The organism is Lacrimispora amygdalina, assembly GCF_003432035.1.
Lineage (GTDB): Bacteria > Bacillota > Clostridia > Lachnospirales > Lachnospiraceae > Lacrimispora > Lacrimispora amygdalina.
Genome location: NZ_QOHO01000075.1, coordinates 23,461 through 36,056 on the forward strand (window position 1 = coordinate 23,461; position 12,596 = coordinate 36,056).

The 12,596-nt window shown below is 39.6% G+C and carries 11 protein-coding genes; 9 read left to right on the forward strand and 2 right to left on the reverse strand.

Features of this window, described 5'->3' with window-relative positions:
* Positions 1-10: 10 nt before the first annotated feature.
* From jag to rsmG, 4 genes are all read left to right on the forward strand, one after another.
* The gene (gene jag / locus DS742_RS22385) at positions 11-676 is read left to right on the forward strand and encodes an RNA-binding cell elongation regulator Jag/EloR (protein WP_117419181.1); all 666 of its coding nucleotides are present in this window, start codon (positions 11-13) and stop codon (positions 674-676) included.
* A 93-nt stretch (positions 677-769) separates the two neighbouring features.
* Complete coding sequence (mnmE, locus tag DS742_RS22390) at positions 770-2,149, forward strand: tRNA uridine-5-carboxymethylaminomethyl(34) synthesis GTPase MnmE (RefSeq protein WP_117419182.1); 1,380 nt, start codon at positions 770-772, stop codon at positions 2,147-2,149.
* Between the two features lie 23 nt (positions 2,150-2,172).
* Positions 2,173-4,074, forward strand: a complete 1,902-nt coding sequence (gene mnmG / locus DS742_RS22395; protein ID WP_117419183.1) for a tRNA uridine-5-carboxymethylaminomethyl(34) synthesis enzyme MnmG — start codon at positions 2,173-2,175, stop codon at positions 4,072-4,074.
* Positions 4,075-4,084: 10 nt separating this feature from the next.
* Positions 4,085-4,816 carry a 16S rRNA (guanine(527)-N(7))-methyltransferase RsmG gene (gene rsmG / locus DS742_RS22400; RefSeq protein ID WP_117419184.1) on the forward strand — a complete coding sequence of 244 codons (732 nt, stop codon included), beginning with the start codon at positions 4,085-4,087 and terminating at the stop codon, positions 4,814-4,816.
* 70 nt (positions 4,817-4,886) lie between these two features.
* On the opposite strand, the gene DS742_RS22405 is transcribed toward rsmG, so the two are convergent.
* A complete protein-coding gene (locus tag DS742_RS22405) occupies positions 4,887-5,837 on the reverse strand; it encodes an alpha/beta fold hydrolase (protein WP_117419185.1) in 951 nt (316 codons plus the stop codon).
* Between the two features lie 229 nt (positions 5,838-6,066).
* On the opposite strand from DS742_RS22405, the gene DS742_RS22410 reads away from it, so the two are divergent.
* The 4 genes from DS742_RS22410 (at position 6,067) to DS742_RS22425 (ending at position 8,633) form a co-directional block, all read left to right on the forward strand.
* Positions 6,067-6,837 (forward strand): ParA family protein, encoded by a 771-nt coding sequence (locus tag DS742_RS22410; RefSeq protein ID WP_117419186.1) that lies wholly within the window; start codon positions 6,067-6,069, stop codon positions 6,835-6,837.
* Between the two features lie 2 nt (positions 6,838-6,839).
* Positions 6,840-7,784, forward strand: a complete 945-nt coding sequence (locus DS742_RS22415) for a ParB/RepB/Spo0J family partition protein (RefSeq protein WP_117419187.1) — start codon at positions 6,840-6,842, stop codon at positions 7,782-7,784.
* A gap of 24 nt (positions 7,785-7,808) precedes the next feature.
* Positions 7,809-8,315 (forward strand): DUF4446 family protein, encoded by a 507-nt coding sequence (locus DS742_RS22420; protein WP_117419188.1) that lies wholly within the window; start codon positions 7,809-7,811, stop codon positions 8,313-8,315.
* Between the two features lie 66 nt (positions 8,316-8,381).
* Complete coding sequence (locus DS742_RS22425; RefSeq protein ID WP_147325849.1) at positions 8,382-8,633, forward strand: hypothetical protein; 252 nt, start codon at positions 8,382-8,384, stop codon at positions 8,631-8,633.
* Here the strand turns inward: DS742_RS22425 and coaW are convergent, their stop codons facing one another.
* Positions 8,634-9,476, reverse strand: coding sequence for a type II pantothenate kinase (gene coaW / locus DS742_RS22430; RefSeq protein WP_117419190.1), 843 nt, complete (start codon positions 9,474-9,476; stop codon positions 8,634-8,636).
* 449 nt (positions 9,477-9,925) lie between these two features.
* Here coaW and adhE point away from each other — a divergent pair, with 449 nt between their 5' ends.
* Positions 9,926-12,541 (forward strand): bifunctional acetaldehyde-CoA/alcohol dehydrogenase, encoded by a 2,616-nt coding sequence (adhE, locus tag DS742_RS22435; RefSeq protein ID WP_117419191.1) that lies wholly within the window; start codon positions 9,926-9,928, stop codon positions 12,539-12,541.
* The last annotated feature ends 55 nt before the right edge of the window (positions 12,542-12,596 follow it).

A 12,596-nucleotide genomic window follows, 5' to 3' on the forward strand; every position in this document is an offset into this window, starting at 1 on the left:
GGGGTGACCTATGGATATGATTACAGTTTCAGCAAAGACCGTTGATGAAGCGATTACAAAAGCATTAATCCAACTGGAGACAACCAGTGATAAACTGGAGTATGAGATTGTTGATAAAGGAAGTAATGGTATTCTGGGATTTATCGGTTCAAAGCCTGCTGTCATCCGCGCAAGGAAGAAAGAAACCTTGGAGGACATGGCAATAACCTTTCTTTCCGATGTATTTGGTGCAATGAATATAAGTGTTTCCATGGAAGCAGCATTTGATGAGGGTGAACGTGAACTCTCCATCAATATGTCAGGCGATGACATGGGAATTCTGATTGGAAAAAGAGGACAGACTCTGGATTCTCTGCAGTATCTGGTAAGTCTTGTTGTAAATAAGGAAAGCGAAGATTATATTCGTGTGAAACTGGATACGGAAAACTACAGAGAGCGGAGAAAAGAGACTCTGGAAACGCTGGCTAAGAACATTGCTTACAAAGTAAAGCGTACCAGAAGACCGGTTTCTCTGGAGCCTATGAATCCGTATGAGAGAAGAATTATTCATTCTGCACTTCAGAATGACAAATTTGTTGTTACAAGAAGTGATGGGGAAGAACCATTCAGACATGTGGTAATATCCTTGAAAAAGGAACATATAAAAAAAGAGCGGTATCAGGATAGAGATAAATAGTCAAACAACAATGAGGGGTTGGGGCTGTCGGAAGGCACCCTCAACCCTTTTCTCACGCCGGTATATTGACTGGCGCTAAACAGGTGACAGAATATGAAGATGAATACAATAGCGGCTATTGCCACAGCGATGTCCAGTTCCGGAATCGGAATTGTAAGAATCAGCGGCGAGGAGTCATTTCAGATTATAGACAGGGTTTTTAAGGGGAAAGGAAAACGGGTTAAAAAGCTTTCTGATGAAAAATCCCACACGATTCATTATGGGTTTATCTATGATGGAGAAGAACTGATTGATGAGGTTCTGGTATTATTAATGAGAGGACCAGGCAGTTATACCGGAGAGGATACGGTTGAGATTGACTGTCATGGAGGCGTACTGGTTACAAAAAGGATACTGGAGACAGTATTAAAGTATGGAGCAAGACCGGCTGAGCCGGGGGAATTTACAAAAAGGGCATTTTTAAGCGGAAGGATCGATTTAACTCAGGCAGAAGCTGTCATTGATGTAATTAATGCAAAAAACCAGTATGCTTTGAAATCTTCAGTCAGTCAGCTGGAGGGAGCTGTTTCCAAGCGTGTCCGCGCATTGAGAGATACTATTATTTATCATATTGCATTTATTGAATCGGCACTTGATGATCCGGAGCATATATCTCTGGATGGTTATCAGGAATCTCTTCTTCATGCAATGGAACCTTTAAAAGAAGAGTTAAAACGTCTCATCAAATCTTCTGAGAATGGGAGAGTACTTTCCGAAGGGATCGAGACGGTCATATTGGGTAAACCCAATGCTGGTAAATCGTCTCTGCTTAATGTTCTTGTAGGCGAGGAGCGTGCCATCGTTACAGATATTGCGGGTACGACCCGTGATACATTAAAGGAGCAGATCATGCTTGAGAATCTGAGCCTGAATATGATAGATACTGCCGGAATCCGTGATACAGAGGATGTAGTGGAAAAGATAGGGGTTGAAAAGGCCAGACAGGCGGCAGAAGGTGCGGATCTAATCATCTATGTGGTGGATGGTTCCTGCCCGCTTGATGAGAATGATGATGAGATATTATCATTTATCGACGATAGAAAAGCAGTTATAGTTTTAAATAAGTCAGATTTGTCCATGGTGGTGACACCGGATCTGATAAGCAAAAGAACCAGTCATAAGGTGATAACGATTTCTGCCAGAAACCGCTCAGGGATAGAAGAGCTGGAGCATGAAATTAAGACGATGTTTTATGAGGGTGAAATTGATTTTAATGACCAGGTTTATATCACGAATGTCAGACAGAAAAATGCACTTGAGGAAGCTTTAAAAAGTCTTGGTATGGTAGAACAAAGCATAAATGATGGAATGGCTGAGGACTTCTATTCCATTGACCTGATGGATGCGTATGAACAGCTTGGAATCATTCTTGGAGAGTCAGTAGAGGATGATCTGGTCAATGAAATATTCAGCAAATTCTGTATGGGAAAGTAACGATCAGAAAAGAGGAGATAAAAATGCAGTATTTAGAGGAGTCTTATGATGTTGTAGTAGTCGGCGCTGGTCACGCCGGCTGTGAGGCAGCCCTGGCATGTGCCAGACTGGGCCTTGAGACGATTATGTTTACTGTCAGTGTGGACAGTATTGCCCTGATGCCCTGTAATCCGAATATCGGAGGGAGTTCAAAAGGCCACCTGGTAAGAGAACTGGATGCGTTAGGCGGAGAGATGGGAAAAAACATTGACAAGACCTTTATTCAGTCAAAAATGCTTAACCAGTCCAAGGGTCCAGCTGTTCATTCTTTAAGGGCACAGGCGGATAAACAGGACTATTCCAGATCCATGAGAAGGGTTCTGGAGAACACAGATCATCTGACCATTAGACAGGCAGAGGTATCGGAAATTATAACTGAGAATGGTATACTGACAGGAGTTAAGACTTATTCCGGAGCCGTTTACCGCTGCAAGGCCGCTGTACTTGCAACTGGTACCTATTTAAGAGCCAGATGTATTTACGGTGATGTAAGCAATTATACAGGTCCCAATGGACTCCAGGCTGCCAATCACTTAACAGACTCCTTAAAGGCTAATGGGATTGAAATGCGGCGTTTTAAAACGGGTACTCCTGCAAGAGTGGACAAGAGAAGTATTGATTTTTCTAAAATGGAAGAACAGCTGGGTGATGAGAGAGTAGTGCCGTTCTCCTTTTCTACAGACCCCGGATCCATCCAGAAGGAGCAGATTTCCTGCTGGCTTACTTATACGAACAACAGCACTCATGAAATTATCAGGAATAATCTGGACCGTTCTCCGCTGTATTCTGGTGCAATTGAGGGTACAGGGCCAAGATACTGCCCATCTATTGAGGACAAGGTAGTAAAGTTTCCGGATAAAGACCGTCATCAGGTTTTTGTTGAGCCAGAGGGACTTTATACCAATGAGATGTATTTGGGAGGAATGTCAAGTTCTCTTCCTGAGGACGTTCAGTATGCCATGTATAGAACAGTTCCTGGACTTGAGAATGTTAAGATTGTGAGAAATGCTTACGCAATCGAATATGACTGTATCAATTCCAGGCAGCTGAATGCCACTTTGGAATTTAAGGCTGTAAGCGGGTTATTCAGCGGAGGTCAGTTTAACGGAAGTTCCGGCTATGAAGAGGCAGCGGTACAGGGATTTATGGCGGGGGTTAATGCTGCCATGAAGATTTTGGGAAGAGAACCGGTTGTATTAGATCGTTCTCAGGCATATATAGGAGTCCTGATTGATGATCTGGTAACGAAGGAAAACTTAGAGCCATATCGGATGATGACCTCCAGAGCAGAATACAGGCTTTTACTCCGTCAGGATAATGCAGATCTTCGTCTGATGGGAATCGGACATAAAATTGGTCTTGTCAGTGAGGAACGGTATGAGAAGCTGATAAAGAAAGAACAGGCTATTGATTCAGAAATCAGGCGTTTGGAATCAACAAATATCGGAGCATCCGGAGTGGTTCAGGAATTTTTAGAAAAGCACGGGAGCACGCCTCTAAAAACAGGAACAACATTGGCTGAGCTGGTGCGCAGACCAGAACTTGATTATGTTATGTTAACTGATATTGATGAAAAACGTGTTCCTCTTCCTGTAGATGTGATGGAGCAGGTAGATATCAATATCAAGTATGAAGGGTATATACGCAGACAGAAGCAGCAGGTGGCACAATATAAGAAGCTGGAAAACAGAAAGCTGCAGTCGGAATTTGATTATGGGGAAGTAAAAGGATTGAGAAGAGAAGCCATTCAGAAGCTGAATTTATATAAACCCATGTCTATAGGCCAGGCTTCCAGAATATCAGGCGTTTCTCCTGCAGATATCTCTGTACTTCTTGTTTACTTAGAACAGATGAAGTATCATAAAAACGTGGATCAGAAGGAGTGAGGAAGATAACATGACAGAAGCTTTTTATGAGAAGTTTCAAAGTGAATTGAATTTATTATCTATTAATTTGGAAAAAAATAAATTAGATCAATTTTATAAATATTTTGAACTATTAGTTGAATGGAACAAAGTGATGAATCTCACTGCAATAACCGAGATGGATGAAGTAATAACAAAACATTTCGTTGACAGTTTGTCTCTTATTAAAATTGTAAATGATCTTGATACAAAATCTTACAATATAATTGACGTAGGGACGGGAGCGGGATTTCCCGGAATACCTTTAAAAATAGCATTTCCCCAACTTAATATTACTTTAATGGATTCTTTGAATAAACGGATAAATTTTCTAAATGAAATCATAGAAAAATTGGGTTTAGAAGATATTTGCGCCATTCATGGAAGAGCAGAAGATTTGGGCAGAGATGTGAAACACAGAGAGCAATATGATCTCTGTGTTTCACGGGCAGTTGCAAATTTAAGCATTCTATCGGAGTATTGTATGCCATTTGTAAAAGTAGGTGGCTGTTTTATACCTTACAAGTCTGGTAAGATAGATGAGGAGTTAACAGAAGCAAAGCATGCAGTTTTTTTGCTAAGCGGAAAAATTGAAAAAACAGAACGTTTTTTACTGCCGGGTACAGAAGCAGAGAGATCATTGATACAAGTCGTAAAAACAAACGGGATTCCTAAGAAATATCCGAGAAAGGCTGGATTACCTTCGAAAGAACCGTTAAAGTAAAATGTTTCACGTGGAACATCCAAGAGATTAGTAATAACCTCTGTAGGAATGTTTCACGTGAAACATTTTTTTATAGAAAATACATTTGTATTAATTGATATAGGCTGGTAGGATTCTCCAACTGTGGAAGATATTTACTTTTTGATATTAAAGAACTTTCGATGGCAGGATTATATTTTTGATATTCCATTATTATGTCATTAATATGATCCATTTCCTGACCACCAGTAATATAAATACTATTGTTGATTTTCTTTAATGCATTTGTTACATTACATTTTGTATAATTACACTTGACACTGGCATAAAGTGATTTTGGAGAATCTCCTAAATGTGCTGATTCGTAATATGCATCAATAATTGAATTTTTTACAGAATAAGGATTGAAGTAATAATTCCTGGTAAATTCTTCTGTTATGGATTGCTTACTCACTGATATATGATATAGGAGAGTTCCCAAAATCGGAAGGTCCAGAATAAACTTATATACTTTGGAATGATTGTTGGGAATCTGGCTACACATCATAAGGCTTTCCGGATTGATCAGCATAATCTGATCGAACAGTTCTGGAGAATTATTACATGCCATAAGTGCCAGAGCAGAAGAGCCGCCTGTAGCAATTATATTAGTCCTATGCCCAATCTCAGATTTAATAAAATCAGAGATCATCTGTACATAGAGATAATTTGTATATGTGAGATCTGGTTTTTCTGAACGGCCACAACCCAGCAGATCAATGGTATAGACAGTATACTGTTCTTTTAGTAAGGAAATCATGCTGCTCCATTCATAGCCGTTGGAGCAAGCGGTTAGATCATGTATTAAAAGAAGCGGTTTTCCTGTACCGGATTTTGTATAATGAATATTTCCAAATCTCCATTTGTAACATAAGGATTTTGCATCTGCTAATATATTTTTAGAGGATGCAGAGAGTTTGACAAATTTATTAATAACTGCAGTAGTAGCAGCCGTACTTGCCGAAAGAATGAGCAGAGTTAGTAATTTACTCGTGGTTTTCATTATTTACCTCCTGATAGCGGATAATCTCTTCCTATTATAATATAATCAATATAGACTTACAACGGCTAACATATTAATTTATTCTTAAACTTGGAAAAATGTTTCACGTGAAACATTTATTGTAATTTCTGCAATTTTTTTACTTGAAACCATAGGAAAAAAAAATAAAGTATGTTATACTCTAGTTTGAACTGCAATTTCCGGACGTTGTTACAGGAGAAAATTAAAAATGGGAAGAATCATTGCGATAGCAAACCAGAAAGGCGGAGTCGGTAAAACGACTACTGCAATCAACCTATCAGCTTGTCTTGCGGAGTCAGGACAGCGGGTATTAGCTGTGGATTTTGATCCTCAGGGGAACGAAACCAGCGGATTGGGTATGGATAAGTCAGTCATTGAACGTACTGTATATGATCTGCTGGTAGGAGAGTGCGAGATTGAAGAATGTTTGATTACTAACGTTCAGGAAAATCTCGATCTATTGCCATCGAATGTGGATCTGGCAGGAGCTGAAATAGAACTGTTGGAAATCGAAAATAAGGAGATACTCCTTAAGTCATATCTTGAAAAAGTCAAGAAAAACTATGATTTTATTATTATAGATTGTCCTCCGTCATTGAGTCTGTTGACAATTAATGCCTTAACCGCAGCTAATACCGTACTAGTACCCATTCAATGTGAATATTATGCATTGGAAGGACTAAGTCAGGTATTAAAAACTGTAAATTTAGTAAAAAAGAAACTGAATCCTTCATTGGAAATGGAAGGTGTGGTATTTACCATGTATGATGCGAGAACAAATCTCTCGTTGGAAGTTGTTGAAAGTGTAAAGAACAATTTAAATCAGAACATTTATAAAACAATCATACCCAGAAATGTCAGACTGGCAGAGGCTCCCAGCCATGGAATGCCGATCAATTTATATGATTCCAGATCAGCGGGAGCGGAAAGCTACCGGTTATTGGCGGCAGAAGTTATCAGCAGAGGAGAAGAGATCTAGATATGGCAAAGAGAACAGGTTTAGGAAAAGGGCTTGGTGCAATTTTTGGAGATGAAGTAATGGAATCTGCAGCAGAGGAACAGGAAATTAGAAATCATAAAGAAACAGATCATACTGCTGCATCTTCTGATAAAGAAAAAGTGGATTCGGAAACAGGAAAGGAAATGTTTATAAAAATTTCCTTGGTTGAGCCCAATCATAATCAACCAAGAAAAGAGTTTCGCGAAGAAGCACTGGTTGAATTAGCTGAATCCATGAAGGAATATGGCGTTCTGCAGCCTCTTCTGGTCCAAAAAAAAGGCGATTATTACGAAATTATCGCCGGGGAACGGAGATGGAGGGCGGCGAAGCTGGCTGGATTGAAAGAAGTACCGGTAGTGATACGGGAATATACAAAACAGCAGTCTATGGAAATTGCTTTAATAGAAAATGTACAAAGAGAAGATTTAAATCCGATAGAAGAAGCCAGAGCTTATTCTATTTTGATGCAGGAGTTTGGATTAAAGCAGGAAGAAATCGCAGCCAGGGTAGCTAAGAACAGGGTTACCATAACTAATAGTATGCGATTATTAAAGCTGGATGAACGTATTCAGGATATGCTGATTCAGGATCAGATCAGCAGCGGACACGCCAGAGCATTATTAGCAGTAGAGGATCAGGATTTACAGTACCAGCTTGCAGGGAAGATTGTAGCTGAGAATTTAAGTGTCCGGGAAGTAGAAAAACTTGTAAAATCCTTATCAAAAAAGAAAGAACCAAAGGAAATCAGAGAAGAAGATGAAAGCATCTCGCTGATTTTCAGGGAACTGGAAGATCGAATGAAAACTGCCATGGGTACGAAGGTCAGCATTAACCGCAAAGATAAAAATAAAGGAAGAGTTGAAATCGAGTACTATTCTGAGGCAGAATTGGAAAGAATAGTAGAGTTATTAGAATCCATAAGATAACATCATGGAAGTGAGGACGAAAGAATGGATAACAGTATATTGAATCAGCTGCCGGTTGATCCTGCTTTTTTAATCATAGGATTATCCGTGCTTACATTAATATTACTGATTGTTGTAATTATATGTATCATACAGATTAGAAAACTATATCGCAGATATGATTTTTTTATGCGGGGCAAGGATGCAGAAACACTTGAGGGCATTATTATGGAACAAATGGAAGATATTGCCCAGTTAAAATCAGAGGATCGTGCCAATAAAGACTCCCTTCGTAATACAAACAAAAACTACAGAAGTGCATTTCAGAAGTTTGGACTTGTAAAATATAATGCATTTAAAGGAATGGGCGGTAATTTAAGCTTTACTATGGCATTGCTTGATTATACAAACAGCGGCTTTGTGCTGAATTCTGTTCACAGCAGAGAAGGGTGTTATGTCTACATTAAAGAAGTAGAAAGAGGAGAGACAGAAGTACTTTTGGGAAGCGAAGAAAAAGAGGCTCTGGAGCGGGCATTGGGATATCATTCTTAAAAACACGGTTTTTACCGTGTTTTTTTATATTATTTTATAGATATAGTTGAAACATGAAAAGGAGAATTGACGTGGAAGAGATCCGGCGAGGGTGCGTCCTTTTGGAGCAGTATGAGCCATGGCACTTGGATTCGTCTTCAGTGCGAGGTGGTTCTGGATACCAGAAGAGAAGCGAGAGCAGCAATGATTGAAGAATATGGACCAGCTTTGAGCAGAATGTATTCGGTTGACGATAATTTAATAGAAGTCTTTTATTTACAAAATGCCAAAGCTGTAATCCTGTCATTTACCAATGAAAAAAGAGAAATTTTATTCTGATTAACGGATTTCAGTCATCTCCAGGTGATGTTCTTCTGTAAGAGCTGCACCGATGGCAGTTCCGTATTCAGCATGTTCAGGAATAATAAAGTGCACATCAAACATGGTCTCCAGGGATTGGAAGATCTCCCTGCATTGAGGAAATTTGGAAAGATTTCCTGTCATAACGAAATCTTTAATATTGCTGTTTAATGCGGATAGAATGGCGGATTTACCAATTACCTGGAGTACCATATGAATAATTCCGATGGCAATATCCTCATCTGATACAAAACCTCTCACTTTACCAAAGTTTGATGCAGTTGCAGATAAAGGCAGCCCGGGAAGAGGGGTTCTTGATATATCCTGAATCTGTAAATCAATATTGCTTAAATTACCTCTGCTGGCCAGATCCATAATATGGGAGATATCCTGAGTTTTTAACAGCAGACTGGAAAGACCCAGGATGGTTCCGCCCCCTATACCGATACCACCGGTATGAACGATTGAATCACCATTCACTTGTACAAGGGAAGTACCGGTTCCCATACTTACCACAATTAAATCTTTTAATCCGGTAAAATACTGACCGCCTAATCCGTTACAGGTGAACTCGTTCACCTTATAGGTGGGAATTCCATAAAGAGGCTGCTCCACATAAGCACTTCCTACACCTGTTATCATAATTTTTTCTATTTCATTCAACTGAATGCTATTATCATAGATAAATTTGCCCAGAGCTCCGAATAGGGAAGCAATGGGATTATCCGCTTTCACAAACGTTGGTATTTTCAATTTATGATCCTGAAAACCTACAATCTTTGTTGTACTTCCTCCAAGATCAATTCCAATGGTTATTTTCATATATGTCCCCTTAAATCGCGTTATCTGATCTGGCCTGCCGGACCTTTTTAGAAGCAGGTATTAAGGCTAACTATACCATAATTATAGGTAAATGCCAAGTTCTTAAATGTGTTCATAAGAGTTGGATATAAGGCGGGTCTTTCATAAGCCTGTTTGGATTAAAAACAATGAAAATTTAAGATGTAAGGGATTATTGATTATTTTATATCACTATAATCCCATAAATCTCCTTATTTTATAAGAATTAGTATATTCAGACCGATTCTTATATAAGTAAAAAAATATTTATAAATAATACATAAAAAAAGTATCGAACGATGTATATTTTTGTGAGTTATCACATTGACAAAAAAATAACGATAGAATATAATAAAACCATAAAGATCGTTAAAAAAATATCGATCAAGAAACCAATGGGATTGATACTTATAAAATGGAGGAAAATCAAGATGGCAAAAAAAGAAGAACTGATTAAGGTTCCCCAGATAATTGATAGTGTAGATACCCTGATCGCAAAAATGGAGGCAATGAGAGAAGCTCAGAGAGTATTCGCAACCTTCACTCAGGAGCAGGTTGATAAAATCTTTTATGAGGCAGCCAGCGCTGCAAATAAATTAAGAATCCCTCTTGCAAAGATGGCTGTTGAAGAAACAGGGATGGGCGTTGCAGAGGATAAAGTAATTAAAAACAATTATGCAGCTGAATATATTTATAATTCTTATAAAGATACGAAAACCTGCGGTGTAATAGAAGAAGATAAGGCTTTTGGAATTAAGAAAATTGCAGAGCCAATCGGTCTGGTAGCTGCTGTTATTCCTACCACAAACCCAACTTCAACTGCCATCTTCAAAACACTGATCAGCTTAAAGACAAGAAATGCAATTATCATTTCCCCCCACCCAAGGGCTAAGAACTGTACGATTGCAGCTGCAAAGGTAGTTCTTGATGCTGCTGTAAAGGCAGGTGCACCAGAAGGAATTATCGGCTGGATTGATGTACCTTCCCTGGAATTGACCAACGAGGTTATGAGAAGTGCAGATATTATTCTGGCAACAGGCGGTCCTGGAATGGTAAAGGCTGCTTATTCTTCCGGTAAGCCGGCTCTGGGCGTTGGCGCAGGTAATACTCCGGTTATCATTGATGATACGGCAGATATTAAGATGGCAGTTAACTCCATCATTCATTCCAAAACATTTGATAATGGTATGATTTGTGCGTCTGAGCAGTCTGTTACTGTTCTTGAAAAGGTTTATGACGCAGTTAAGAAAGAGTTCGCAGCAAGAGGATGCTACTTCTTAAAGGGCGAAGAAATTGAAAAAGTACGTAAAACGATTATAATCAATGGTGCTTTAAATGCCAAGATTGTTGGTCAGAAGGCTCATACCATTGCAAAGCTTGCAGGCGTTGAAGTTCCCGAATCAACAAAGATTTTAATCGGTGAAGTAGAAAGTGTACATCTTGAGGAAGAATTTGCACATGAGAAACTGTCTCCGGTTCTGGCAATGTACAAAGCGAAGACCTTTGATGAGGCCATTGAAAAGGCAGAACAGCTGGTTGCAGACGGCGGTTATGGACATACTGCTTCTCTGTATGTGAATGTAAATGAAACGGAAAAGATGGCAAAACATGCAGCTGCAATGAAGACCTGCCGTATTCTGGTTAATACTCCATCTTCCCATGGCGGTATCGGTGATATTTATAACTTTAAGTTACAGCCATCCCTGACTCTGGGCTGCGGTTCCTGGGGAGGAAACTCTGTATCTGAAAATGTCGGCGTGAAGCATTTGCTGAATATTAAAACCGTTGCTGAGAGGAGAGAGAACATGCTGTGGTTCAGAAATCCGGAGAAAGTTTATTTCAAAAAGGGATGTATGCCGGTTGCGCTTAGTGAGTTAAAGGATGTTTATAATAAAAAGAGAGCTTTTGTAGTAACAGACTCTTTCCTTTATATGAATGGCTATACCAAGGCAATTACCGATAAACTGAATGAAATGGGCATTGTTTATACGGTATTCTCAGATGTTCAGCCAGACCCGACTCTTGCAAATGCAGAGGCTGGTGCAGCAGCTATGAAGGCTTTCCAGCCGGATACAATCATCGCACTGGGCGGCGGTTCCGCAATGGACGCTGCGAAAATCATGTGGGTAATGTACGAGCACCCGGAAGTGGATTTCCAGGATATGGCGATGCGTTTTATGGATATCCGTAAGAGAGTTTACACATTCCCGAAGATGGGCGAGAAAGCATATTTTGTAGCAATCCCAACTTCTTCCGGTACTGGTTCTGAGGTAACTTCTTTCGCTGTTATCACAGATCAGAATACAGGAGTAAAATATCCGCTTGCAGATTATCAGTTAATGCCCAATATGTCCATTGTTGATGCGGACAATATGATGAGCCAGCCAAAGGGTCTGACCAGTGCTTCTGGTATAGATGTTCTGACTCATGCACTGGAAGCATATGCTTCTGTAATGGCTTCTGACTATACCGATGGTCTTGCACTGAAGGCTATGAAAAATGTATTTGAATACCTGCCAACTGCTTATAACGACGGAACCAATGTAGAGGCAAGATGCAAGATGGCAGATGCTTCCTGTATGGCTGGTATGGCATTTAATAACGCATTCTTAGGAGTTTGCCACTCCATGGCTCATAAATTAGGAGCTTACCACCACATTCCTCACGGTGTGGCAAATGCACTGTTAATCACTCTGGTTATGGAATTCAATGCTTCAGAAGTACCGGCTAAGATGGGAACCTTCCCGCAGTATCAGTATCCCCATACTCTTGCAAGATATGCAGAATGCGCACGCTTCTGTGGAGTCGACGGAAAAGATGATGCGGAGGTATTGAAGAAATTCATTGCAAAGGTTGAGGAGTTAAAGAAGGCAGTAGGCATTAAGGCAACGATTAAAGATTACGGTGTTGATGAGAAGTACTTTTTAGACACACTGGATGAGATGGTTGAGAATGCATTTGATGATCAGTGTACTGGTGCAAATCCAAGATATCCGCTGTTCAGCGAAATTAAGGAAATGTATTTAAAGGCTTACTACGGTAAATAAATTTAAACTGACAAAGAGATAGTAACAGTATCTTTTGACAGGACAACTGAAAAGA